Source organism: Gemmobacter sp. LW-1, from assembly GCF_001303875.1.
GTDB lineage: Bacteria > Pseudomonadota > Alphaproteobacteria > Rhodobacterales > Rhodobacteraceae > Gemmobacter > Gemmobacter caeni.
The window spans coordinates 21,864-44,634 of sequence record NZ_LJSC01000035.1 but is presented as its reverse complement, the minus strand read 5'-3'; the positions used below and the strand labels follow the sequence as shown (position 1 = coordinate 44,634).

Annotated in this window: 22 protein-coding genes and 2 tRNA genes; 8 read left to right on the top strand and 16 right to left on the bottom strand. The window is 65.1% G+C overall.

Annotation, left to right across the window (positions count from 1 at the left end):
• Positions 1 to 79 precede the first annotated feature (79 nt).
• The 3 genes from AO684_RS08165 (at position 80) to AO684_RS08155 (ending at position 1,985) form a co-directional block, all read left to right on the top strand.
• On the top strand, positions 80 to 1,117 hold the full coding sequence (locus tag AO684_RS08165) for a cytochrome-c peroxidase (protein WP_054302253.1): 1,038 nt from the start codon (positions 80 to 82) through the stop codon (positions 1,115 to 1,117).
• Positions 1,118 to 1,252: 135 nt separating this feature from the next.
• Positions 1,253 to 1,741, top strand: a complete 489-nt coding sequence (locus tag AO684_RS08160) for a hypothetical protein (protein ID WP_054302252.1) — start codon at positions 1,253 to 1,255, stop codon at positions 1,739 to 1,741.
• Entirely contained in the window at positions 1,725 to 1,985 is a 261-nt protein-coding gene (locus AO684_RS08155; RefSeq protein WP_054302251.1) for a hypothetical protein, read from the top strand. The genes AO684_RS08160 and AO684_RS08155 overlap by 17 nt, the downstream gene beginning before the upstream one ends.
• Here the strand turns inward: AO684_RS08155 and AO684_RS08150 are convergent.
• The 7 genes from AO684_RS08150 to AO684_RS08120 form a co-directional block, all read right to left on the bottom strand.
• Positions 1,967 to 3,391 carry an amidase gene (locus AO684_RS08150; RefSeq protein ID WP_235451247.1) on the bottom strand — a complete coding sequence of 475 codons (1,425 nt, stop codon included), beginning with the start codon at positions 3,389 to 3,391 and terminating at the stop codon, positions 1,967 to 1,969. The two genes, AO684_RS08155 and AO684_RS08150, sit on opposite strands and share 19 nt — an antisense overlap.
• A gap of 66 nt (positions 3,392 to 3,457) precedes the next feature.
• Positions 3,458 to 4,483 carry an extracellular solute-binding protein gene (locus AO684_RS08145; RefSeq protein WP_054302250.1) on the bottom strand — a complete coding sequence of 342 codons (1,026 nt, stop codon included), beginning with the start codon at positions 4,481 to 4,483 and terminating at the stop codon, positions 3,458 to 3,460.
• A gap of 39 nt (positions 4,484 to 4,522) precedes the next feature.
• Complete coding sequence (locus AO684_RS08140) at positions 4,523 to 5,326, bottom strand: ABC transporter permease (RefSeq protein WP_054302249.1); 804 nt, start codon at positions 5,324 to 5,326, stop codon at positions 4,523 to 4,525.
• A complete protein-coding gene (locus AO684_RS08135; RefSeq protein ID WP_054302248.1) occupies positions 5,319 to 6,227 on the bottom strand; it encodes an ABC transporter permease in 909 nt (302 codons plus the stop codon). The genes AO684_RS08140 and AO684_RS08135 overlap by 8 nt, the downstream gene beginning before the upstream one ends.
• A gap of 3 nt (positions 6,228 to 6,230) precedes the next feature.
• Entirely contained in the window at positions 6,231 to 7,295 is a 1,065-nt protein-coding gene (locus AO684_RS08130; protein ID WP_054302247.1) for an ABC transporter ATP-binding protein, read from the bottom strand.
• Positions 7,296 to 7,366: 71 nt separating this feature from the next.
• The gene (locus AO684_RS08125; protein ID WP_054302246.1) at positions 7,367 to 8,818 is read right to left on the bottom strand and encodes an amidase; all 1,452 of its coding nucleotides are present in this window, start codon (positions 8,816 to 8,818) and stop codon (positions 7,367 to 7,369) included.
• Between the two features lie 87 nt (positions 8,819 to 8,905).
• A complete protein-coding gene (locus tag AO684_RS08120) occupies positions 8,906 to 9,211 on the bottom strand; it encodes a DUF6476 family protein (RefSeq protein ID WP_054302245.1) in 306 nt (101 codons plus the stop codon).
• On the opposite strand from AO684_RS08120, the gene AO684_RS08115 reads away from it, so the two are divergent.
• The gene (locus AO684_RS08115) at positions 9,210 to 10,277 is read left to right on the top strand and encodes an RluA family pseudouridine synthase (RefSeq protein WP_054302244.1); all 1,068 of its coding nucleotides are present in this window, start codon (positions 9,210 to 9,212) and stop codon (positions 10,275 to 10,277) included. The two genes, AO684_RS08120 and AO684_RS08115, sit on opposite strands and share 2 nt — an antisense overlap.
• Before the next feature lie 4 nt (positions 10,278 to 10,281).
• Here the strand turns inward: AO684_RS08115 and AO684_RS08110 are convergent, their stop codons facing one another.
• From AO684_RS08110 to hisA, 3 genes are all read right to left on the bottom strand, one after another.
• Complete coding sequence (locus AO684_RS08110) at positions 10,282 to 10,593, bottom strand: phosphoribosyl-ATP diphosphatase (protein ID WP_054302243.1); 312 nt, start codon at positions 10,591 to 10,593, stop codon at positions 10,282 to 10,284.
• Complete coding sequence (gene hisF, locus AO684_RS08105) at positions 10,590 to 11,351, bottom strand: imidazole glycerol phosphate synthase subunit HisF (RefSeq protein ID WP_054302242.1); 762 nt, start codon at positions 11,349 to 11,351, stop codon at positions 10,590 to 10,592. Before hisF ends, AO684_RS08110 begins: the two co-directional genes overlap by 4 nt.
• Before the next feature lie 100 nt (positions 11,352 to 11,451).
• Positions 11,452 to 12,171, bottom strand: coding sequence for a 1-(5-phosphoribosyl)-5-[(5-phosphoribosylamino)methylideneamino]imidazole-4-carboxamide isomerase (gene hisA, locus AO684_RS08100; protein ID WP_054302241.1), 720 nt, complete (start codon positions 12,169 to 12,171; stop codon positions 11,452 to 11,454).
• Between the two features lie 148 nt (positions 12,172 to 12,319).
• Here hisA and AO684_RS08095 point away from each other — a divergent pair, with 148 nt between their 5' ends.
• Together AO684_RS08095 and AO684_RS08090 are read left to right on the top strand one after the other, a co-directional pair.
• Positions 12,320 to 12,703 (top strand): DUF2147 domain-containing protein, encoded by a 384-nt coding sequence (locus AO684_RS08095; RefSeq protein WP_054302240.1) that lies wholly within the window; start codon positions 12,320 to 12,322, stop codon positions 12,701 to 12,703.
• A 64-nt stretch (positions 12,704 to 12,767) separates the two neighbouring features.
• Positions 12,768 to 13,619, top strand: coding sequence for a DMT family transporter (locus AO684_RS08090; protein ID WP_082400841.1), 852 nt, complete (start codon positions 12,768 to 12,770; stop codon positions 13,617 to 13,619).
• On the opposite strand, the gene AO684_RS08085 is transcribed toward AO684_RS08090, so the two are convergent.
• From AO684_RS08085 to AO684_RS08065, 5 genes are all read right to left on the bottom strand, one after another.
• Complete coding sequence (locus AO684_RS08085; protein WP_054302284.1) at positions 13,616 to 14,530, bottom strand: glutaminase; 915 nt, start codon at positions 14,528 to 14,530, stop codon at positions 13,616 to 13,618. The two genes, AO684_RS08090 and AO684_RS08085, sit on opposite strands and share 4 nt — an antisense overlap.
• The gene (gene hisH / locus AO684_RS08080) at positions 14,527 to 15,165 is read right to left on the bottom strand and encodes an imidazole glycerol phosphate synthase subunit HisH (protein WP_054302238.1); all 639 of its coding nucleotides are present in this window, start codon (positions 15,163 to 15,165) and stop codon (positions 14,527 to 14,529) included. The genes AO684_RS08085 and hisH overlap by 4 nt, the downstream gene beginning before the upstream one ends.
• A gap of 97 nt (positions 15,166 to 15,262) precedes the next feature.
• Positions 15,263 to 15,850, bottom strand: coding sequence for an imidazoleglycerol-phosphate dehydratase HisB (gene hisB / locus AO684_RS08075; RefSeq protein ID WP_054302237.1), 588 nt, complete (start codon positions 15,848 to 15,850; stop codon positions 15,263 to 15,265).
• A gap of 131 nt (positions 15,851 to 15,981) precedes the next feature.
• Positions 15,982 to 16,056: transfer RNA gene (locus AO684_RS08070), tRNA-Gly, on the bottom strand.
• 18 nt (positions 16,057 to 16,074) lie between these two features.
• Positions 16,075 to 16,149: transfer RNA gene (locus tag AO684_RS08065), tRNA-Gly, on the bottom strand.
• A gap of 213 nt (positions 16,150 to 16,362) precedes the next feature.
• Here AO684_RS08065 and AO684_RS08060 point away from each other — a divergent pair.
• Positions 16,363 to 16,563 (top strand): CsbD family protein, encoded by a 201-nt coding sequence (locus tag AO684_RS08060; RefSeq protein ID WP_054302236.1) that lies wholly within the window; start codon positions 16,363 to 16,365, stop codon positions 16,561 to 16,563.
• A 63-nt stretch (positions 16,564 to 16,626) separates the two neighbouring features.
• Here the strand turns inward: AO684_RS08060 and AO684_RS08055 are convergent, their stop codons facing one another.
• On the bottom strand, positions 16,627 to 20,067 hold the full coding sequence (locus AO684_RS08055; RefSeq protein WP_054302235.1) for a pyruvate carboxylase: 3,441 nt from the start codon (positions 20,065 to 20,067) through the stop codon (positions 16,627 to 16,629).
• 219 nt (positions 20,068 to 20,286) lie between these two features.
• Here AO684_RS08055 and AO684_RS08050 point away from each other — a divergent pair, with 219 nt between their 5' ends.
• Positions 20,287 to 22,707, top strand: coding sequence for an ATP-dependent helicase (locus tag AO684_RS08050; protein WP_054302283.1), 2,421 nt, complete (start codon positions 20,287 to 20,289; stop codon positions 22,705 to 22,707).
• Positions 22,708 to 22,771: the final 64 nt, after the last annotated feature.

Sequence of the window (22,771 nt, the reverse complement as noted above, 5' to 3'; positions counted from 1 at the left end):
TGATCTAACTCAAAGTCGGCAGCGACCAGACAGGGCAGTCTGGGCCCGGACGCGCTGCAAGAGACGAGGAGAGACCGGGATGCGCAAGCTGACCATCCTGCTACTGGCCACCACGCTCATGACAGGGGCGGCGCAGGCCGATGCCCTGCGCGACGCCGCACTGGAGGCGTTCAGGCCCTTGCCCTCCACCATTCCGGCGGTGAAGGACAATCCGGTGACGCCGGACAAGATCGCGCTTGGAAAGTCGCTGTTCTTCGATCCGCGACTGTCAGCCTCGGGCGTGTTCTCCTGCTATTCGTGCCACAATCTTGCGACGGGCGGTGACGATAATATGGAGACTTCAGTCGGTCATGGCTGGCAGAAGGGGCCGCGCAACGCGCCGACCGCACTCAATGCCGTGCTGAACGAGGCGCAGTTCTGGGATGGCCGCGCGGATGATCTTAAGGCCCAGGCCAAGGGGCCGGTGCAGGCCGGGGTGGAAATGGCGAACACGCCCGAAAATGTGGTGGTGACGCTGAAATCCATGCCCGCCTATGCCGAGGCCTTCGCCACCGCCTTTCCCGGCGAGGCCGATCCTGTGACATTTGACAACATGGCCAGAGCGATCGAGGCGTTCGAGGCGACACTGATCACCCCCGCACCCTTCGACGCCTGGCTGAATGGCGATGACAACGCCTTGTCGACGGAGGCGCGGGCCGGGTTGCAACTGTTCATGGACAAGGGCTGTTCGTCCTGCCACTCGGGCGTCAATATCGGCGGCCATGGCTATTACCCCTTCGGTCTGGTCGAAAAGCCCGGCGCCGATGTGCTGCCTGTCGGTGACAAGGGGCGCTTCGCCGTGACCGAGACAGCGGACGACGAATATGTCTTCCGTGCTGCGCCTTTGCGCAACATTGCGCTGACCGCGCCCTATTTCCATTCCGGCAAGGTCTGGGATCTGGATGTCGCGGTGGAAATCATGGCCGAAAGCCAGCTGGGCGAGGCGCTGAAGCCCGAGGAAACCGCGCAGCTTGTGGCCTTCCTCGACAGCCTGACCGGCACGCTCCCGCAGATCACCGTGCCTGTACTGCCGCCGGAAACCGGCGCGACTCCGCGTCCGACACAAGATATCCGCTGATCCCCAGTCAGCGGTCCGGGCGCCGCCCACAGGCGCCCCACTGCCCCCGCCCCGCAAACGGGTGGGGGATTTTTTTCTGTCCCCTGCGGCGTGCTTTTGGCAGGATGCGCGCGATTGTTCTGTCGAGGTTTCCCCATGCGCCTGTTCTCTGCCCTGTTGCTGTGTCTGCCTGCCGCCGTCCAGGCCGAAACCTCTGGCCCGCTGGTGGGCTGCGAGGTCGGCGAGACCGTCACTGTTCCGGGCTTCAGCGGGCCGGGTACGATTACGCAGGACATGGGCGCGATCTGCATGGTCACCATGGGAGATGGCAACATGACCGCCGCCCCGCCCGATGCACTGTTGCGGCTGGCCGACACCGGAGGCGCGGGTGGCATGCTGACGCCGGGTGCCTATGCCTGCTCTGATCCGGGTGGCGTGGCTGACCCCTTCCCGCTGGAGATCCTCGAAGGCGGTAAACTGCGCGACCACTATGGTGCCGAAAGCATCTGGACCCGGCGGGGCGAGGGGGTGTTCGAGGTCACGCAAGGCACCATGAACGGCGTGACGGGGCGGGTGGAGGGCACGGGCTTTGTGCTGGGCGGTTCGAGCCTGTTCACCGAGATGACCTGTGTTCCGCAGGCTTGATCTCGCCTTCCTGCTGCTGGCGACACCTGCGCAGGCGCTGCCGGTTTGCGAGCCGGGCGCGCTGGTCACCGTGCCGGACCGTCAGGCCTTGGCAGTCGTGACAGGCGACGAAGAAGGCTTGTGCCGCCTGCGTTTTGACAGCGGAGACGAGGCCTTGCGCCATCCGGCTCTGCTGCTGGCTACGCCGGCTGGCGACAGCCCGCCCGAACCTGTCGCGCTGCCGGATCAAACTACCGGCGGCTGACGCCCTGGCCAGTCGGTCGCGCGGTGATATTGCTGGCCGATGGCCAGCACCTTCGCATCTGCCCCGGTCGGACCAAATATCTGCATCCCCATCGGCAGACCCTGCGGCCCGAATCCGCAGGGCACGGCCAGCGATGGCAGGCCGATCAGGCTGACGGGCACCACCACCTCCATCCATCGGTGATAGGTGTCCATCTTCCGCCCCGCGATGTCCTGCGGCCAGCGCCAGTCAGCGGGGAAGGGCCAGACCTGCGCGGTGGGCATCACCAGCGCGTCATACTGCCGGAACAGTCTGGCTGCGCGGGCATACCAGCGTGAACGGATGACGCTCGCCTCATGCACCTCGGCGGCTGTGACGCGCAGACCCTGTTCGATCTCCCATTGCGTCTCGGGCTTGAGCTGGTCCCATTTCGCCGGATCGGCGCGCATTCCGCCTTTGGCTCCGGCATTCAGGAAGGCGCGCAGCGTCAGCCAGGCCTGCCACAGCTTTTCGGCCGGGAAGGGTGGGGCGACGGGCTCGATCCGCGCGCCCTGATCCTCCAGCACCCGCAATCCGGCCTGACACAGGTCCAGAATCCCCGGCTCGCAACCATAGGCGCCGCCCCAGTCGCCCAGCCAGCCGATGCGCAGCCCTCGGAGGTCGATCTCCAGCCGGTCTGCATAGGGTTCCACTGCGCGGCCGAACGGTACTTCGGGGTTCTCGCCTGCCAGCACGCCCAGCAGCCGTGCCACATCCTCGACCGTGCGGCCCATCGGTCCCTCTGTCGCCATCGTTGCCATGAACGTGTCGCCCACCGCATCGGAAGGCACCAGACCCCAGGTCGGGCGGAACCCATAGATGTTGCAGAAGGCGGCCGGATTGCGCAGCGAACCCATCATGTCACTGCCATCCGCCACCGGCACCAGCCGCGCCGCCAGCGCCGCCGCCGCCCCGCCCGATGACCCGCCCGCCGTGCGCGACAGGTCATAGGGATTGCGCGTGACGCCAAAGACCGGGTTGAAGGAATGGCTGCCGTGGCCCCATTCCGGCGTATTGGTCTTGCCGGTGAAAATCGCCCCGGCGGCCCGCAGCCGTGCCGCCACCAGATCATCAGCCCCCGGCACAAAACCGGCAAACAGCGGCGAGCCGTAAGTGCTGCGCAGCCCCTTCACCGCCACAAGATCCTTCACCGCGTGGGGCATCCCGTGCAGCCAGCCGCGCGGTGCCATCTCATCCGCTGCCCGCGCCTCGGCCATCAGCACATCGGGATCGCGTGCTGATACCACGGCATTCACCGCCCCGTTCACCGCCGCCATGCGGTCAAGATGCGCCGCCATCACCTCAGACGGCTTCACCTCGCGCGCGGCAATCAGCCGCGACAGGTCCGAAGCGCTCAACCCGGAAAGCTCCACGCTTTCCTCCTTCATCTGTTCATAAATATCCTCGCGGGTGCGGGGGGAGACAGCCCCCCGCCCCGACCTCAGAGCCCGCGTTTACTTCTGAAGCTCGGTCCAGATCGCGGTCATGTATTCCTGCGCCTTGGGCGAACAGGTCGGCAGGAAGTGGCCCGACGCCTGAAACTCTTCGGGGGTCACCACTTCCGGCGCGGTCTTCATGTCCTCGGGCATGAATTCCTCGGAACCCGTGATGCCATTGGCGTAGCGGGCAAAGGCCGACAGCATGGCCGCATTTTCCGGCAGCATGATGAAGTCGATGAACTTGTAGGCTTCCTCGACATTCTTGGCGTCAGCCAGCAGACCGACCGAATCCATGAACAGTGGGTAGCCTTCCTTCGGATAGCCGTATTTCACCGCCGGATTGGCCAGACGCGCCCGCATGGTCGAGCCGTTCCAGTTCACACTGGCGGCCCAGTCGTTGTTCGACAGCTTTTCGGTTGCGCCGTAATCCATGCTCAGCCAGTCGGGCTTGGCGGCCAGCAGCGCATCACGCGCCTTTTTCAGTACCTCGGTATCTTCTGTGCAGGGTTCGCCCCCGACATACCAGATCGCGAGGTTCACCACGTCGTTCATCTCGGGCACGACGTTGATCTTGCCCTTCAGCTCTTCCGGCACGTCCAGAAAGACGGCAGAGGTGTTGATGTCACCGCCATAGACCGAGGTATTCACGGCGATGCCGGTCGAGCCCCATTGCCACGGCACAGTATATTTGCGGCCCTTGTCCCAGGCCACGTCGATCCACTGCGGCGCGATATTGCCAAAATGCGGCAATTTGGAACGGTCGAGTTCGGTCAGCAGGCCTTTTTCCACCCAGATCGGAACATAGTTGGCCGAAGGCACCACAAGGTCAAAGCCATGCCCGCCTGCCTCGACCTTGGCGAGCGCGGTGTCGTTGCTGTCGTAGTCGGTGACGGTGACCTTGATGCCGGTCTCTTTCTCGAATTTCTCCAGCAGCTCGGGGCTGGTGTAATTGCCCCAGTTGAAGAGTTGCAGTTCGCCCGCGGCATGGGCGAGGCTGGTGCTGGCCAGCAGCAGGGCGCTGGCACCAAGCAGTTTCTTCATATCTTCTCTCCTTGTTGGTGGTGGCTAGGGTTCGGGGCTTCAGCCCTTCTTGCGGGTCAGCAGAAAGAACGCGGTCAGAAGAACCACGGTCAGCGCAAGCAGACCTGTGGAGATTGCATTGACTTCGGGCGTGATGGCGCGGCGCATCTGACCCAGCATGTAGGTGGGCAGCGTATCCTGCCCGCCCGCCTTGACGAATTCGGTGATGACCACATCGTCAAGGCTGATGACGAAGGCCAGCATCGCGCCCGCGATGATTCCCGGAAACAGCAGGGGCAGGGTGACAAAGCGGAAGGTCTGCCAGTCCGAGGCGTAAAGATCGGCGGCGGCAGTTTCGAGGCTGAGGTCCATCCCTTCCAGCCGGGCGCGGATCGGCAGATAGGCAAAGGGAATGCAGAAGGCCGTATGGGCCAGGATCAGATAGCCGAGGCCCTGATAGCCGGTCGCCTGCTTGATGACCCCGAAGAAGATCAGCAAGGCAACGGCGGTCACGATTTCCGGCACCATCAGCGGCTGGTTGATCATCACATAGATGAAGGTCTGCCCCCGAAAGGCCGGGCGGCGGGTGGTGCCAAGCGCGGCCATGGTGGCCACGCTGGTGGCGATGGCCGAGGCCGAGACCGCGATGATCAGCGAGCGCAGCGTCGCAGATTTCACCGCCTCGTTGGCCCAGGCCTTTGCGAACCAGTGGAACGAGATACCTTCCCACACCGCGATGCTTTGCCCTGCGTTGAAGGCATAGATCACCAGCGTGAAGATCGGCAGGTAAAGCACGACAAAGGCGGCGACGGCGATGGTGGCAAAGCCCGGAATGCGGGTGGCTGAAAAGTTGCGGTCAGCCATGCGGGTTGCTCCCTTTCGTCGCGGCGCGCACATAGACCAGCAGCGCTACCATGACGATCATCAGAAGCGCCATCGACAGTGCCGCACCCAGCGGCCAGTTGCGGCCCTGGCCGAATTGCAGTTCGATGAAATTGCCGATCATCATGTTCTTGCCTCCGCCCAGCACGCGCGGCGTCACATAGGCCCCCAGCGAGGGCACGAAGACGAGGATCGAGCCCGCCACGATCCCCGGTTTGACGATGGGCAGGATCACCCGGCGCAGCACGGCCATGCGGCTGGCGTAAAGGTCGTATCCCGCCTCCAGCAGCTTCATGTCGAAACGGTCGATCGCGGCGAAAAGCGGCAGCACCATCAGCGGCAGATAGACATAGGCCATGCCCACCAGCACCGCGAAATCGGTGTTGATCATGCGGATTGGAGCATCAATCAGCCCGGCCTTGGTCAGCACGGTGTTGACGATACCTTCGTTGCGCAGAACCTCGTTGATCGCGAAGGTGCGGATCAGCAGGTTGGTCCAGAACGGAATGGTTATGAGAAACAGCCACATGGCCCGCGCTTTCGGCGCCCTTGTGGCGATGAACCATGCCGTCGGAAAGCCCACGACGAAGGTGATGATCGTGGTCAGCAGCGACAGTTTGACCGAGCGCCAGAAGATCGTCAGATGCGCGTCGGCGAGCTTCAGTGACCCGTCGAAGATATCGCGGGAATAAAGGATGCCGCGCCAGCCATCAAGGCTGAAGCCCCATTCCACATTGCCGTATTTGCCCGGCAGCAGGAAGGAATAGACCAGCACGATCAGCAGCGGCCCGGCGGCGGCAAGGAACAGCAGCAGCAGCGCCGGTGTCGAAAGTGCCCAGGCGCGGCGGGTCTGGCGGGAACGGGCCTCGCTTTCCATGCTCATGGCTCAGTCCCCCAGGATCTGAAGCGCGCCATCGGTGAAGCGCAGGCCCACCGCCTCGCCCTTCGTCAGGGCGCTGTCGCCGGTCGCGCCGCTTTGCAGGCGGGCCACCACCTCGGTGCCGTCGCGCAACGCCAGATGCACATGGGTGTCGGTGCCGAAATAGACCCAGCCGGTGATGGTGGCGGGCAGGCTGCCCGGTTCGCCCGCAGGCACCAGCCGCACCTGTTCGGGGCGGACGGCCAAAGTGGCGGGGCCGGTCTTGCCGCCGGTGCTCAGCGCCAGCACATCACCGCTGCCCAGCACCGCCCCGGTGGCACCCAGCACGGCGGGCAGGAAATTCGTCTCGCCGATGAAGCTGGCGACGAAGCGGTTGACCGGCGTCGTATAAATCTCGCGCGGGGCGCCCACCTGTTGCAGCTTGCCTGCGCTCATCACCCCGATGCGGTCGCTCATGGTCAGGGCTTCTTCCTGATCGTGGGTGACGAAGACGAAGGTGATGCCGGTTTCGGTTTGCAGGCGCTTGAGTTCGACCTGCATTTCCTTGCGCAGCTTCAGGTCCAGCGCCGAAAGCGGTTCATCCAGCAGCAGAACCTTCGGCGTGGGCGCCAGCGCGCGGGCCAGTGCGACGCGTTGTTGCTGCCCACCCGAAAGCTGCGAGGTCTTACGTCCGGCCATCGGCTCCAGCTTCACCAGCGCCAGCATGCGTTCGACCGTCCGGTCAACCTCGGCCCTGGGGCGGCCCAGCATCTGAAGCCCGAAGGCCACGTTCTGCGCCACCGTCAGATGCGGGAACAGCGCATAGCTTTGGAACACCGTATTCACCGGGCGGCGGTTCGGGGGCAGGGCGGTGATGTCCTGCCCGTCCAGCAGGATCTGCCCCGAAGTCGGGGTTTCGAACCCCGCGATCAGCCGCAGCAACGTGGTTTTGCCACAGCCCGAGGGGCCAAGCAGGGTGAAGAACTCACCCTTTCGGATCTGGATGGAAACGTCGTCCAGCGCCCTGACCGCCACATCGCCCTGCCCGAACGCCTTGACCGCGTTGCGGGCCTCGATTGCATATTCCGTCACTGGCGGACCCCCCGTTGCCGATTCCGTCGTGAGTTTTGATCATATTTTCCGGGTTATCCCCGTGGCGCAAGCTATTTTGCCCGCAGTTTGGGCTTTCTTCCTGTCCAGGGGGCGGCTTTTTCGACTTCTGCACACAAAGCAATCAGTTCTTCATCCGCGCCAAAGCGGGCAGCGAGGTGGATGCCGACCGGCAATCCCCCCTTTGTCATACCCAAGGGGACGGAGACGGCGGGCTGGCCCGAAGCGTTGAACACCGCGCAGAATGGGGAATAGTCGAAGATGCCGCCGGGGCCGGTGCGGTAGCCCACATAATCCTCAGTTGTATGCGCAAAGCGGCCAACCCTGGCGGGCGGTTCTGCCAGCGTGGCCGACAGGATGATGTCATATCCCGGTCCGGTTTCGGGGTCGAAGACCGCTGCCATCTGCCGCCCGAAGGCGTGAATCTGGCCCACCGCCTCCAGATAGCGGGTGGGGTGCAGGGTTTCGGCATGAGCCAACGCGCCGCGTCCGACGCCCTCGACCAGATCGGGGGTCAGGGGGCGGCCTTTCAGCGCCTTGGCGATGCCCAATGCGGTGCCGACGCCCACGATGTCGGTCCAGGCGCGCATCATCATTGGTACATCGGCGGCGGGCAGGCCCGGCGTCACCTCATGGCCAAGGCTTTCCAGCAGGCGTGCGGCGGCCAGCACGGCCTCGCGCACCTCGGCGTGAATCGCAGTGCCGGTAAAGGTGGTGTCGACCAGCATCACCCGCAACCGGCGCGGCGGGCGGCTGATCGCATCGGCATGGCTGCGTGCCAGCGGCGGCGCATAATAGGGCGCACCAGAGTCCGACCCGGCGCAGGCGTCCAGCATCAGGGCCGTGTCGCGCACCGAATGGGTCAGGAAGCCGTCAATCGCCATGCCGGCCCAGCCCTCACCCACATAGGGGCCATCGGGCAGCCGCGCCCGCGTCGGCTTGAACCCGAACAGCCCGCAGGAGGAGGCGGGAATGCGCACCGACCCGCCGCCGTCCGACCCATGCGCGAAAGGCACGATCCCGGCCGCCACGGCCGCCCCGGCCCCCCCGGATGATCCGCCCGATGTATGGTCAGGGTTCCACGGGTTCCGCGTCGGTCCGCCATAGACGGCGGATTCGGTCGCCGCGCCCACGCCGCCCTCGGGGCTGGTGGTGCGGCCCCAGGTTACTACGCCTGTCGCGCGGATTCGGGTATAGATCGCGCTGTCGCGATCATAGCGTGTATCGGCCAGCAGGCGCGAGCCGTTGTGCGAGGGAAACTCCACCGCCTCGCAGCCCAGATCCTTCAGAAGGAACGGCACGCCGGTGAAGGGACCACGCGGCAGCCCCCCGGCGATATGGCGTTCCGCCACCTCGATCTGCGGCAGAACCACGGCATTGAGCTTTGGGTTCAGCGCCGCCGAAGCGGCGACCGAGGCATCCAGCAATTCCTGCGGGCTGACCTCGCGCCGCGCCACCAGCGCGGCCAGATCGGTGGCATCCTGTGCGCCAAAGGTTTCCAGCATGTCGACTCCCCGTCGTTTTTCATCATGCTGGACCAGCGACAGCCCGCGGGGCAATGCCCCCGGCGACGTGCCTACGTCGGTTTTGCCTTAGCGGCGGATCGTGATTTCCTGTCTCAGCGCCCCGTCGGGCGCAAAGACGAACATCCGCCCGTCGGTGGTGACAACGCCGATCCAGCCGGGTCCGCGGGTGATGGCCTCGGGTTTCGCGCCTGCGGGCAGGGCGAGGCTGGCCGGAAAGTCGGCCACCGGGGTCACGCCCAGCGGCAGGCGGGTGACAAGCAGGCCCACGATGGTTATGACGCCGAGGATCAGGGTAACGGTCAGTGCCGTCACCAGCCATTTCAGCCAGCGCAGGCTGGGCGGCAGTTCCAGCTTATCCGAGGTATCATCCATGTCCCGGCCCCTTGAAGATGACGATGACGCGCCCGAAGGCGGGCTGCTGCGTGTGGTGATCGGGGAAAACCCGCCTGACCGACTGGATAAGGCACTGGCGCGCGAGGTGCCAGAGGAAGCCGCCCTGTCGCGCTCGCGTCTGATGAAGATGATCGCGGCGGGCGATGTCATGCGCGACGGTGTGGCGGTGACCGATCCCAAGACGAAGGTGGCCGAGGGCGAGGCCTATGACCTTGCGGTGGGCCATGTGGCCGAGGCGGATACTCTGGCCGAGGACATCCCGCTGGAGGTCATCTGGGAAGATGCCGACCTGATCGTGATCAACAAACCAGTGGGGATGGTGGTCCACCCCGCGCCGGGGTCTTACAGCGGCACGCTGGTCAATGCGTTGCTGCATCATTGCGGTGACACGCTGTCGGGCGTGGGGGGCGAGCGCCGTCCCGGTATCGTGCACCGGATCGACAAGGATACCTCGGGTCTGCTGGTTGTCGCCAAAAGCGACCGGGCGCATCACGGGCTGGCCGCGCAGTTTGAAAAGCATACGGTGAACCGCCATTACCTCGCCGTGGTCAATGGCGCGCCTTCCGCCGCCGATCCGCGCCTGCGCGGGATGCGGGGCGTCAGCTTCGAATCCGGCGGCATCCTGAAGATTGCCACCCATCTGGCCCGTCACCGCACCGACCGGCAGCGGCAGGCAGTGGTGTGGAACGAGGGCCGCCATGCGGTGACCCGCGTGCGGGTGCTGGAAGCCTATGGCACGCCCGAAGTGGCGAGTTTGGTGGAATGCTGGCTGGAAACCGGGCGGACCCATCAGATCCGCGTGCATATGGCCCATGCCGGGCATGGCCTCATCGGCGACCAGACCTATGGCGGCAAGCGCCGGGTGGCGGCCAAGGCGGTGGGCGAGGCGGCGGCCGATCTGGCCAATGCCTTCCCGCGTCAGGCGCTGCATGCGGCGACGCTGGGCTTCATCCATCCGGTGACGGGCGAGGAATTGCAGTTCGAGGCGCCGCTGCCCGAGGATATGGCTGCATTGGTTACGGCGCTGCGCGGGGCTGGGGCGTAAGCCCTTACCCGCGCGCGGCTTTCTCGGCGAGGCCCGAAGTGCCTTCGCGCCGCGCGAGTTCTGCCTCCACATCCGCCAGCGTCACGTCGCGGGCGGCGAGCATCACCAGCAGGTGATACAGCACATCCGCCGCCTCGGCGGTCAGCCTGGCGCGGTCGCCCTTCACCGCCTCGATGATCGCTTCCACCGCCTCCTCGCCGAATTTCTCGGCGCATTTCTCGGGGCCTTTGGCAAGAAGCTTCGCCGTCCACGAGCTTTCGGGGTCGGCCCCCTTGCGGGAGAGGATGGTGGCGGCAAGATCGTGCAGCGTGCTCATGTCAGCCTCACCGGGATACCGGCGGCGGCCATATGGGCCTTGGCCTCGCCAATGGTATATTCGCCGAAGTGGAAGATCGAGGCAGCCAGCACCGCGCTGGCGCCGCCTTTGGTGACGCCCTCGACCAGATGGTCCAAGTTGCCGACGCCGCCCGAGGCGATGACCGGCACATTCACCGCATCGGCGATGGCGCGGGTCAGCGGCAGGTTGTAGCCACCCTTGGTGCCGTCGCGGTCCATCGAGGTCAGCAGGATCTCGCCCGCGCCCTTCGCTTCAACCGTGCGGGCAAATTCCACCGCGTCGATGCCGGTGGGTTTGCGCCCGCCATGAGTGAAGATCTCCCACCGGCCCGGCTCGACGGTCTTGGCGTCGATGGCGACGACGATGCACTGGCTGCCGAAACGATCTGACGCTTCGGCCACCACGTCGGGGTTGGCCACGGCAGCGGAGTTGAATGACACCTTGTCGGCCCCCGCCAGCAGAAGCGCCCGCACATCGGCATGGCTGCGCACGCCGCCGCCCACGGTCAGCGGGATGAAGCATTGCTCGGCCGTGCGGGTGACCAGATCGAACATCGTGCCGCGATTTTCATGCGTGGCGTGGATGTCGAGGAAGCAAAGCTCGTCCGCCCCCGCCGCGTCATAGGCGCGCGCGGCCTCGACCGGGTCGCCTGCGTCGATCAGGTTGACGAAATTCACGCCTTTCACCACGCGGCCATCGGCCACGTCGAGGCAGGGGATGATGCGGGTTTTCAGCATGGCCGGACCTTAGCGCGGGGCGGGAGATGTGGGAAGGGGGGCTGTCTGCCCCCCTCGGCCTGCGGCCTCACCCCCCGAGGATATTTCGGAACAGATGAAATCAGGCTTTCAGGGCGGTGAGAGCGGTGGCGAGGTCGATGGCGCCGTCGTAAAGCGCGCGTCCCGAGATGGCGCCCGCGATGACGCCGGTATCGCGCAGCGCGATCAGGTCTTCCATACGTGAGACGCCGCCCGAGGCGATGACGGGAATGGTGACGGCGCGTGCGAGGGCTTCGGTCGCTTCGATATTCGGGCCCTGCATGGCGCCGTCGCGGTCGATGTCGGTGTAGATGATGGCGGCGACACCGGCGTCTTCAAAGCTGCGGGCGAGGTCGGTCGCCTGCACGTCGGTTTCTTCAGCCCAGCCCTTGGTGGCGACAAAGCCCTTGCGGGCGTCGATGCCGACCGCAACCTTGCCGGGGAAGGCGCGCGCGGCCTCGCGCACCAGCGCCGGATTTTCCACCGCCACGGTACCGAGGATGACGCGCGACAGGCCCTTTTCCAGCCACATGCCGATGGTTGCCATATCGCGGATGCCGCCGCCGAGCTGTGCGGGCACGGTGCAGCGGGCGAGGATCGCCTCCACCGCCGCGGCATTGACCGGCTGACCGGCGAAGGCGCCGTTCAGATCGACGAGGTGGAGCCATTCGCAGCCAGCAGCCTCGAACTTCGCGGCCTGTGCGGCCGGATCGTCGCCGAACACCGTCGCTGCCGACATCTCGCCGCGCAGGAGGCGCACGCACTGGCCATCTTTCAGGTCGATCGCGGGATAGAGGATCATGGCGGGCTCCGTATGCGGGATGCGGGTCGCGCGCGGTTTGGCATGCGGGCGACGTGACGGCAAGGGCGAAGCGGGGGCCGTAGCGTCACGCTTGCGGGAATCGTGGTGCCGGGCCGATGATCGCGGCATCGAAGGGGAGGAGGAACCCATGCGGACTTATCTTTTGGCGGCGGCCCTTGTCGGGCTGGCCGGTGCGGCATCCGCCGATCCGGTGGAAGGGGTGTGGCAGACGCAGGTGGATGACGGGGCCTATGCCCATGTTACCATCGCGCCTTGTGGCAATGCGTTCTGCGGCAAGATCAGCCGGACCTTCAAGGATGGCGCTGAATACAAATCCGAGAATATCGGCAAGAAGATCGTCATCGACATGGTGCCGGTCGGTGGCGGCAAATACGAGGGCCAGGTCTGGCGGCCGTCGAACAACAAGGTCTATTCGGGCAAGATGAATGTCTCGGGCAATGCGATGAAGCTGGCCGGATGCGTGGCCGGCGGGCTTCTGTGCAAGTCGCAGGACTGGAAGCGCGTGAAATGAGCAGGAACCGGGTCGCCCCTTGCGGCCCGGTGCTGCGACATCGGGCCAGACCATGGAGTTTGGCATGAAATCCGATGACTGGGCCCGCCTGATTGCGCTTTCGGTGCTGTGGGGCGGGTCTTTCTTCTTTGTCGAAATCGCGCTGACCGGGCTGCCGCCGTTTTCGGTGGTCTGGGGCCGGGTGGCGCTGGGCGCGCTGGCGCTGGCGGTGATGCTCCGCGGGCGGTTGCCGCGGGGCTGGGCGGTGTGGCGGGCGCTGGCCGTCATGGGCTTTCTGAATAATGTGGTGCCCTTTTGCCTGTTCGCCTTCGCGCAGGGCGAGATCAGCGGCGCGCTGGCCGCCATCCTGAACGCCACGACCCCGCTGTGGGGTGTCGTTGTCGCCCATTTGGCCGGGGCCGAGCCGCTGACGGCGCGGCGGCTCGGCGGTGTGGCGGCGGGGATTGCGGGGGTGGCGGTGATGGCCGGGGGCGGTGCGGGGGCGCTGCCTGCGATGATCGCCTGTCTGGCGGCGGCGCTGAGCTACGCCTTCGCCGGGCTTTGGGGGCGGCGGTTCCGCGAGATGGGTGTGCCGCCCTTGCAGGCAGCCGTCGGGCAGGTGACGGCGGCGACGGTGATCCTGTTGCCGGTCTGGCTGGCAGTCGATGCGCCCTGGCGGCTGGCGATGCCGCCCGCGCAGGTCTGGGCGGCGGTGGCGGGGATCGGGGTTCTGTCTACCGCGCTGGCCTATGCGCTCTATTTCCGGCTGCTGGTGACGGCAGGGGCGGTGAACCTGATGCTGGTGACCTTCCTCATTCCGGTCAGCGCGGCGGCGTTGGGGGCGCTGGTGCTGGGCACGCGGCTGGGTCCGCAGCATTTCGCCGGATTCGCGTTGATCGCGCTGGGGCTTTGGGCGGTGGCGAAGAGGCCCGCCTAGCCGAAGACCGACCAGCCGGTCGCGCGCGCCAGCCGCTCCACCGCCAGCGTGCCAAGCTGCGAATTGCCCTGCGCGTTCAGCCCCGGAGACCAGACGGCGATCGAGGCGCGGCCGGGTGCCACCACCAGAATCCCGCCGCCCACACCGGATTTGCCGGGCAGGCCCACGCGATAGGCGAATTCGCCTGAGCCGTCGTAATGGCCGCAGGTCATCATCAGCGCGTTGATACGCCGGGTGCGACCGGGCGCCAGCATACGCGGCAGGTCCGGCGCGCCGATCAGGAAGCGCCCGGCAAGGGCAAGCTGCCGGGCCGACATCTCGATGGCGCATTGGTGGAAATAGGTGCCGCAGGTCAGTTCTGGCGCATGCAGCAGATTGCCATGCGCGGCCATGAAATGCGCAAGTGCAAGGTTGCGATGCCCGGTCGCCTGTTCCGAGGCCGCCACGGCCTTGTTGATGTGGATGTCGTCCTCGCCCGCCGCCTCACGCAGGAAGCGCAGGATCTCGCCCAGCAGTTCGCGTGGCTTGTGTCCGGCGAGGATCGCATCGGTCACGACAAGGGCGCCCGCGTTGATGAAGGGATTGCGCGGGATGCCGCGTTCATATTCCAGCTGCACCATGGAATTGAACGCCAGTCCCGAAGGCTCGCGCCCGACCCGTGTCCAGAGTTGATCGCCCAGCCGCCCCAGCGCGATGGCAAGGGTAAAGACCTTGCTGACCGACTGGATGGAGAAGGGCGTGTCAGCTTCGCCGGTGGTGAAGGTTTGCCCGTCGGCAGTGCAGACCGCCATGGCGAAGTGACGGTCCGAGATGCGGGCAAGCTCGGGGATGTAATCGGCGACGCGGCCCCGGTCGGGGGCCGCCGCCATTTCGGCGCCGATCCGGTCGAGGATGGCGCCCAGATCGCTCATGGCGCCCAACGCAGGAAGTTGCCGATGATGCGCAGACCCACGGCCTGCGATTTCTCGGGGTGGAACTGGGTGCCGACCATGGTGCCCGCGCCGATGATGGCGGTGATGTCGCCCGCGTAATCGACATGCGCCAGCCGTTCCGCCGGGTTCGTCACGCGGAAGGCGTAGCTGTGCACGAAATAGGCGTGATCGCCGGTGGCGATACCATCGAGCACCGGATGCGGATGGTCGATCACCAGATCGTTCCAGCCCATATGCGGCACTTTCAGATGCGGGTCGGCGGGGGTGATGCGGGTGACCTCGCCGCCGATCCAGTCGAAACCGGGGGTGTCTTCGTATTCGCGGCCCCAGGTCGCCATCATCTGCATGCCGACGCAGATGCCCATGAAGGGACGACCCTTTACGCGCACGGCTTCGGCAATGGCCTCGAAGAGGCCGCCATGATCGCCCAACGCGCGGCGGCAGGCCGGGAAGGCGCCATCCCCCGGCAGGACGATCCGGTCGGCCCGGGCGACGTCTTCGGGGCGCGAGGTCACCATGACCTCGCCCGCGCCGGTTTCTACTGCCATGCGCTGAAACGCCTTTTCGGCGGAATGCAGGTTGCCGCTGTCGTAATCGACGAGGACGGTGAGCATGGCGCTTCCTTTCCGGCTGAGGCGCGGGCGGAGGGGGCGGGAGCCTCCGGCGGGGATATTTAGGAACAGATGAAAGCCGAACTCCGGTGAGGCGGGGTTACAGCTTTCCCTTGGTAGAAGGGATTTCGTCGGCCTTGCGCGGATCGGTCTCCACCGCCATGCGCAGGGCGCGGGCCACGGCCTTGAAGGCGGCCTCGGCGATGTGGTGGCTGTTCACGCCGTGGCGCATGTCGATGTGCAGGGTGATGCCGCCATGCGTGGCGAGCGCCTGAAAGAATTCGCGCACCAGTTCGGTATCGAATGTGCCGATCTTCTGGCTGGGGAAGGTGACATTCCAGACGAGGAAGGGGCGGCCGGAGAGATCCAGCGCGCAATGCACCTGCGCGTCATCCATCGGCAGGCTGCATTCGCCATAGCGGCGGATGCCCTTCTTGTCGCCCAGTGCCTGCACCAGCGCCTGACCCAGCGCGATGCCGGTATCCTCAACCGTGTGGTGGTCATCGATATGCAGGTCGCCCCTGGCGCGCAGGGTCATGTCGATCAGCGAATGGCGCGAAAGCTGATCCATCATGTGATCGAAGAACCCGACACCCGACTGCATGTCGTAGCGGCCCGTCCCGTCGAGGTTGATGGACAGCGCGATCTCGGTTTCCGAGGTGCTGCGGGTGACTTCGGCCTTACGCATGGGGCTCTCCGGCATTTGCTTCGGGGGCCTTATAGGACGGGGGCGGGCATGGGGGAAGGGATTCCGGGCCGGGCAGGACGGCTGGGTGTGGAAAACGAAAAAGGCCGCCCTAAGGCGGCCCGTTTTTCGATTGGAGCGGGCGATGAGATTCGAACTCACGACCCTAACCTTGGCAAGGTTATGCTCTACCCCTGAGCTACGCCCGCGCAACAATCGGTCCGAACTGGAGCGGGCGATGAGATTCGAACTCACGACCCTAACCTTGGCAAGGTTATGCTCTACCCCTGAGCTACGCCCGCGCTGCCGGTTCGGTGGAGGCGGATTTAGTCCGGGGGCGCGGAGGGCGCAAGGGGAAAAACGCGGGGGTCAGAAAATTTTCTGCGCGGGCAGCGGGGTGGCGATCCGGTGCCCGCGTATCGGCGCGTCGGCGGGAACCGGATGCGGCGGCTTGCCGTTGTACAGGCACAGCGACGGTAGATTACCTGCCGTACGAAACCCGAAAGGACTGCACCATGAACAGCGATCAGATTGCCGGCAAATGGAAGCAACTGAAGGGCGAGGCCAAGATCATGTGGGGCAAGCTCACCGATGACGAGCTGGACCGCATCGAGGGCCACAAGGACAAGCTCGCCGGGCTTGTGCAGGAGCGCTATGGGCGCTCGAAGGAAGAGGCCGAGAAGGAAGTGAACCGCTTCTTCGATGACAGGGCCTGACACCGGGCCTGATCTGGCCACAGCACGGCCGGAACGGAAAAGGGGGCCTTTCGGCCCCCTTTTTCATTCCAGTTCGATCAGCAGATCCTTGGCGTCGATCTGACTGCCAGGCGTGACGTGGATCGCCTTCACGGTGGCCTCGCGGTCGGCGTGCAGGCCGGTTTCCATCTTCATCGCCTCGATGGTGAGCAGCAGATCACCCGCCCGGACCTTCTGGCCCGGTGTGACGGCAACCGAGGCGATGGAGCCGGGCATCGGCGCACCGATGTGGTTGGCATTAGCGGAATCAGCCTTGGGTTTGGCGGCGGTCTTCGCCTTCACCGCGCGGTTCGGCACCCGGATCACGCGGGGCTGGCCGTTCAGTTCGAAGAACACCTTCGCCTCGCCATCCTCGCCAGTTTCGCCCACGGCTTGCAGGCGGATTTCCAGCGTCTTGCCGGGGTCGATCTCGGCGGTGATCTCGTCTCCGGGTTGCATGCCGTAGAAGAAGGTCTGGGTCGGCAGGGTGCGGACCGGGCCGTAAAGCCGGTGGCGGCCCATGTAATCCAGAAAGACCTTCGGATACATCAGATAGCCGTTGAGATCCTCGTCATCGACGGTGAAGCCGTTCAGTTCGGCCGAAAGTTTCGCCCGCGTTTCTTCCAGATCCACCGGCGCCATACCAAGGCCGGGACGCGCGGTCTGCGGCTTTTCGCCCTTCAGAACCTTCTTCTGGATACCCGCAGGCCAGCCGCCATGCGGTTGGCCCAGATTGCCCTTCATCATGTCCACGACCGAATCGGGGAAGGCCACATCAACGGCCGGGTCTTCGACCTGACCGCGCGACAGGCCCTGCGCCACCATCATCAGCGCCATGTCGCCCACGACCTTGGACGAGGGCGTGACCTTCACGATATCGCCGAACATCTGGTTGGCATCAGCATAGGCCTGCGCCACCTCGGGCCAGCGTTCCTCCAGCCCGAGGCTGCGAGCCTGCGCCTTGAGGTTGGTGAACTGCCCGCCGGGCATTTCGTGCAGGTACACCTCGGATGCGGGCGAAGCGAGGCCGCTTTCGAAGGCAGCATATTGCGCGCGCACATGCTCCCAGTAGTTCGAGATGTCGCGGATCGCGCCGATGTCCAGCCCGGTGTCGCGTTCGGTATGGCGCAGCGCCTCGACGATGGACCCGAGGCAGGGCTGCGAGGTGCCGCCCGAGAAGGCGTCCATCGCCGCATCCACCGCATCCACGCCGGCATCGCAGGCGGCGAGTATGGTCGCCGCCGCCGCGCCGCTGGTGTCGTGGGTGTGGAAGTGGATCGGAAGGCCGACCTCCTGCTTCAGTGTCTTGACGAGAACGCGGGCGGCAGCGGGCTTCAAAAGACCCGCCATATCCTTCAGGCCCAGCACATGCGCGCCTGCGGCCTTCAGTTCCTTCGCCATGCCGACATAGTATTTCAGGTCATATTTGGCGCGCGCCGGGTCCAACAGATCGCCGGTATAGCAGATCGTGCCTTCGCAGACCTTGTTCGCCTCGATCACCGCATCCATGGCGACGCGCATGTTTTCGACCCAGTTCAGGCTGTCGAACACGCGGAACACATCCACCCCGGTCTCGGCGGCCTGCCTGACGAAGGCCTGCACCACATTGTCGGGATAGTTGGTGTAGCCCACGCCGTTGGAGGCGCGCAGCAGCATCTGTGTCATCAGGTTCGGCATGGCGGCGCGCAGGTCACGCAGGCGCTGCCACGGGCATTCCTGGAGGAACCGGTAAGCCACGTCGAAGGTGGCGCCGCCCCAGCATTCCACGCTGAAAAGCTGTGGCAGGTTCGCGGCATAACTGGGTGCCACGCGGATCATGTCGATGGAGCGCATGCGGGTGGCCAGCAGGCTCTGGTGCCCGTCGCGCATGGTGGTGTCGGTGATCAGCACCTTGGTCTGGGCGCGCATCCAGTCCGCCACGGCCTGCGGGCCCTTTTGTTCCAGCAGGTTGCGGGTGCCCATCGCGGGCTCCGTGCGCGGGGCGGGGGCCTTCGGCGTTTTCACTTCGGCCGCCGGTTTCGGGCGTCCGGCGGTTTCGGGATGCCCGTTCACCGTGATGTCGGCGATATAGGTCAGGATCTTGGTCGCCCGGTCGCGGCGCTTGCGGAACTGGAACAGATCCGGCGTCGTGTCGATGAATTTCGTCGTGTAGGTGTCGTTCAGGAACACCGGGTGTTTCAGCAGGTTGATGACGAATTCGATATTCGTGCTGACGCCCCGGATACGGAACTCGCGCAGTGCACGATCCATCCGGTGAATCGCCTTGTCGGGCGTCTGCGCATGCGCCGTCACCTTCACCAGCAGCGAATCGTAATAGCGCGTTACGACCGAGCCGGAATAGGCGGTGCCACCGTCCAGACGTATACCGTTGCCTGTGGCGCTGCGGTAGGCGGTGATCCGGCCATAATCGGGGATGAAGTTGTTCTGCGGGTCTTCGGTGGTCACCCGGCATTGCAGCGCATGGCCGTTCAGCCGCACGCCGTCCTGGCTGGTCACGCCGGTGGCTTCCGCCAGCGTCTTGCCCTCGGCGATCAGGATCTGCGCCTGCACGATGTCGATGCCCGTGACCTCTTCGGTGACGGTGTGTTCCACCTGCACGCGGGGGTTCACCTCGATGAAGTAGAACTTGCCCTCGTCCATATCCATCAGGAATTCGACGGTGCCGGCGCATTCGTAATTCACATGGGCGCAGATCTTGCGGCCCAGTTCGCAGATCTCGGCGCGCTGCTCATCGTTGAGATACGGCGCGGGCGCGCGTTCGACGACCTTCTGGTTGCGGCGCTGCACGGTGCAGTCACGCTCGTAGAGGTGGTAGATCTCGCCATGCTTGTCGCCAAGGATCTGCACCTCGACGTGGCGGGCGCGCTGGATCATCTTTTCCAGATAGCCCTCGCCATTGCCAAAGGCGGCCTCCGCCTCGCGGCGGCCCTCCAGGACCTTGGCCTCCAGTTCCTCGGCGTTCAGGATCGGCCGCATGCCGCGCCCGCCGCCGCCCCAGGAGGCTTTGAGCATCAGCGGAAAGCCGATCTCTGCCGCCTCTGCACGGATCGCGTCAAAGTCGTTGCCCAGAACCTCGGTCGCCGGGATGACCGGCACACCAGCGGCCACAGCCACGCGCCGGGCACTGGCCTTGTCGCCAAGCGCCCGCATGGTTTCGGCGCGCGGGCCGATGAAGGTGATGCCATTGGCTTCGCAGGCTTCGACGAAATCGGGGTTTTCCGACAGAAGCCCGTAGCCGGGATGGATGGCATCCGCGCCCGCAAGCTTGGCCACGCGGATAATTTCCGGGATGCTCAGGTAGGCGCCCACCGGCGACATACCCTGACCGATCAGATAGGCCTCATCGGCCTTGAAGCGGTGCAGAGACAGCTTGTCCTCTTCGGCATAGACGGCGACCGTCTTCTTGCCCATCTCGTTCGCGGCGCGCATCACGCGAATAGCGATTTCGCCTCGGTTGGCGATCAGGATCTTGCGAAATTCGGTCATCTGTTCCTCCCCGAAGCTCTGCACGGCGCGGTCACTTTAGGGGTGCTGCGATGCAGCGCAAGGGCAGGAACCGACGTCAATGCAAAGTTTTGCGAAATATTCAGGAGGGCTTTGCAATTGCAAACTTCGGGGCGTAAAGATTCTGGAATATGCAGAATTGGCGGAACATTGGTGGAACACAGGCTTCCCAAGGCCGACCTGCACGTCTATCTTGCGGATATGAGCGGATATGATGATTCAGAGGCTTTCGAAGCCGCCATTCCCCTGTCGCAGCGTGCCATGGCAGCGCGGCCCGCACCCTATCTGGACGATCTGAACCCTGCACAGCGCGCCGCCGTGCTGGCGGTGGATGGCCCTGTCCTGATGCTGGCCGGGGCGGGAACCGGCAAAACCAAGGCGCTGACCTCGCGTATCGTGCATCTGCTGGCCACCGGCAAGGCGCGGCCGAATGAGATTCTGGCCGTGACCTTCACCAACAAGGCCGCGCGCGAGATGAAAGACCGCGTGGGCCGGATGCTGGGGCAGGTGGAGGGCATGCCCTGGATGGGCACTTTCCATTCCGTCAGCGTGAAGATCCTGCGCCGCCATGCCGAACTGGTGGGGCTGAAATCCAACTTCACCATTCTGGATACGGACGACCAGCTTCGCCTGCTCAAGCAATTGATCGTCGCGGCAAATCTGGACGAAAAGCGCTGGCCCGCGCGGCAGCTGGCCGGGTTGATCGACCATTGGAAGAACCGCGCCTGGACGCCGGAAAAGGTGCCCTCGTCCGAAGCCGCCGGGTTCAACAACCGCGGGACCGAGCTTTATGATCAGTATCAGGCGCGCCTGCGCAGCCTGAATGCCTGCGATTTCGGCGATCTGCTGCTGCATTGCGTCACCATCTTTCAGGCCCATGCCGACATCCTGACGCAGTACCAGCGCTGGTTCCGCTATATCCTTGTCGACGAATATCAGGATACCAACGTCGCGCAGTATCTGTGGCTGCGCCTGCTGGCCCAGGGTCATCGCAACATCTGCTGCGTGGGCGATGACGACCAGTCGATCTACGGTTGGCGCGGCGCCGAGGTGGGCAATATCCTGCGGTTTGAAAAGGATTTTCCGGGCGCGCAGGTGATCCGCCTGGAACAGAACTACCGCTCCACCGAACATATTCTCGCCGCCGCCTCGGGTGTGATCGCCTCCAATGCCGGGCGTCTGGGCAAGACACTCTGGACCGAGGCAGAGGGCGGCGAAAAACTGCGCCTCATAGGCCATTGGGACGGGGAGGAAGAGGCGCGCTGGATCGGCGACGAGATCGAGGCGCTGCAACGCGGCACACGCGGGCTCGGGCCTTTCGGGCTGAACGATCAGGCGATTCTCGTCCGCGCCAGCCACCAGATGCGTGCCTTCGAGGATCGTTTCCTCACCATCGGGCTGCCCTATCGCGTCATTGGCGGCCCGCGATTCTATGAACGGCTCGAAATTCGCGACGCCATGGCCTATTTCCGGCTCGCCGTCAGCCCCGACGACGATCTGGCGTTCGAGCGGGTGGTGAACACCCCCAAACGCGGCCTTGGCGACAAGGCGCAGCAGGAAATCCAGCGGGCGGCCCGCGAAAATGGTGTCAGCCTGCTGGAAGGCGCGCGCGAGTTGCTGGCGCGGGGCGGGATCGGCGGCAAGGGCGCCGGGCAGTTGCGTGCCTTCGTCGATGGGGTGGACCGCTGGCACGACACCGTGGTCAACAGCCGCCCCGAGGTTGCAGATGCGGTGCTGGAGCCGCTGCTGCCCGAAACGGCGCCCGCGCGCGATCATTCGCATGTCCGGCTGGCCGAGGTGATTCTTGAAGAATCCGGCTATGTTTCGATGTGGCAGAACGACAAGACGCCCGAGGCACCGGGTCGTCTGGAAAACCTCAAGGAACTGGTGAAGGCGCTGGAACAGTTCGACAGCCTGCAAGGCTTTCTCGAACACGTCGCGCTGATCATGGATAATGAAACCGAAGAGGCGGCCGAGAAGGTCACCATCATGACGCTGCACGCCGCCAAGGGGCTGGAGTTCCCGGTGGTCTATCTGCCGGGATGGGAGGACGGGTTGTTCCCCAGCCAGCGCAGCATGGATGAAAGCGGCCAGAAGGGGCTGGAGGAGGAGCGCCGTCTGGCTTACGTCGGGATCACCCGCGCCGAACGGCTCTGCACCGTCAGCTTTGCCGCCAATCGCAGGGTCTATGGCCAGTGGCAAAGCCAGTTGCCTTCACGTTTCATCGACGAACTGCCCGGCGCCCATGTCGAAGTGCTGACCCCACCCGGCCTTTACGGCGGCGGCTTCGGCGCGGCGGCGCCGGCCTTCGGCGGCTCGCGGATCGAGGAGCGCGCGACGCGGGCCGATGTCTACAATTCGCCGGGCTGGAAGCGCCTGCAGGATCGCGCGGGTCAGCGCCCGATGTCGCAGCCGCGCGAAAGCCGAAACATGACCATCGACCTTCAGGCAGTTTCGGCTTACGCCCTGCAAGACCGTGTATTCCATCAGAAATTCGGTTACGGCACCGTCATCGGCATAGAGGGCGACAAGCTGGAGGTCGCCTTCGACAAGGCCGGCACCAAGAAGGTGGTCGCGGGCTTCATCTCGCCGGCACATGAGGCGGGCGACCTGCCGTTCTGATGCCATTCATCTTGGCCCAAATATCCTCAGGGGGTGAGGCCGGAGGCCGAGGGGGCGCGAGCGC

Bases quoted from the DNA above. Each gene is read 5' to 3' on its own strand.
- AO684_RS08165 (WP_054302253.1), top strand. From the start codon at position 80: ATGCGCAAGCTGACCATCCTGCTACTGGCCACCACGCTCATGACAGGG.
- AO684_RS08160 (WP_054302252.1), top strand. From the start codon at position 1,253: ATGCGCCTGTTCTCTGCCCTGTTGCTGTGTCTGCCTGCCGCCGTCCAG.
- AO684_RS08150 (WP_235451247.1), bottom strand. From the start codon at position 3,391: ATGAAGGAGGAAAGCGTGGAGCTTTCCGGGTTGAGCGCTTCGGACCTG.
- AO684_RS08145 (WP_054302250.1), bottom strand. From the start codon at position 4,483: ATGAAGAAACTGCTTGGTGCCAGCGCCCTGCTGCTGGCCAGCACCAGC.
- AO684_RS08140 (WP_054302249.1), bottom strand. From the start codon at position 5,326: ATGGCTGACCGCAACTTTTCAGCCACCCGCATTCCGGGCTTTGCCACC.
- AO684_RS08135 (WP_054302248.1), bottom strand. From the start codon at position 6,227: ATGAGCATGGAAAGCGAGGCCCGTTCCCGCCAGACCCGCCGCGCCTGG.
- AO684_RS08125 (WP_054302246.1), bottom strand. From the start codon at position 8,818: ATGCTGGAAACCTTTGGCGCACAGGATGCCACCGATCTGGCCGCGCTG.
- AO684_RS08115 (WP_054302244.1), top strand. From the start codon at position 9,210: ATGTCCCGGCCCCTTGAAGATGACGATGACGCGCCCGAAGGCGGGCTG.
- AO684_RS08120 (WP_054302245.1), bottom strand. From the start codon at position 9,211: ATGGATGATACCTCGGATAAGCTGGAACTGCCGCCCAGCCTGCGCTGG.
- AO684_RS08110 (WP_054302243.1), bottom strand. From the start codon at position 10,593: ATGAGCACGCTGCACGATCTTGCCGCCACCATCCTCTCCCGCAAGGGG.
- hisF (WP_054302242.1), bottom strand. From the start codon at position 11,351: ATGCTGAAAACCCGCATCATCCCCTGCCTCGACGTGGCCGATGGCCGC.
- hisA (WP_054302241.1), bottom strand. From the start codon at position 12,171: ATGATCCTCTATCCCGCGATCGACCTGAAAGATGGCCAGTGCGTGCGC.
- AO684_RS08095 (WP_054302240.1), top strand. From the start codon at position 12,320: ATGCGGACTTATCTTTTGGCGGCGGCCCTTGTCGGGCTGGCCGGTGCG.
- AO684_RS08090 (WP_082400841.1), top strand. From the start codon at position 12,768: ATGAAATCCGATGACTGGGCCCGCCTGATTGCGCTTTCGGTGCTGTGG.
- AO684_RS08085 (WP_054302284.1), bottom strand. From the start codon at position 14,530: ATGAGCGATCTGGGCGCCATCCTCGACCGGATCGGCGCCGAAATGGCG.
- hisH (WP_054302238.1), bottom strand. From the start codon at position 15,165: ATGCTCACCGTCCTCGTCGATTACGACAGCGGCAACCTGCATTCCGCC.
- hisB (WP_054302237.1), bottom strand. From the start codon at position 15,850: ATGCGTAAGGCCGAAGTCACCCGCAGCACCTCGGAAACCGAGATCGCG.
- AO684_RS08060 (WP_054302236.1), top strand. From the start codon at position 16,363: ATGAACAGCGATCAGATTGCCGGCAAATGGAAGCAACTGAAGGGCGAG.
- AO684_RS08055 (WP_054302235.1), bottom strand. From the start codon at position 20,067: ATGACCGAATTTCGCAAGATCCTGATCGCCAACCGAGGCGAAATCGCT.
- AO684_RS08050 (WP_054302283.1), top strand. From the start codon at position 20,287: ATGAGCGGATATGATGATTCAGAGGCTTTCGAAGCCGCCATTCCCCTG.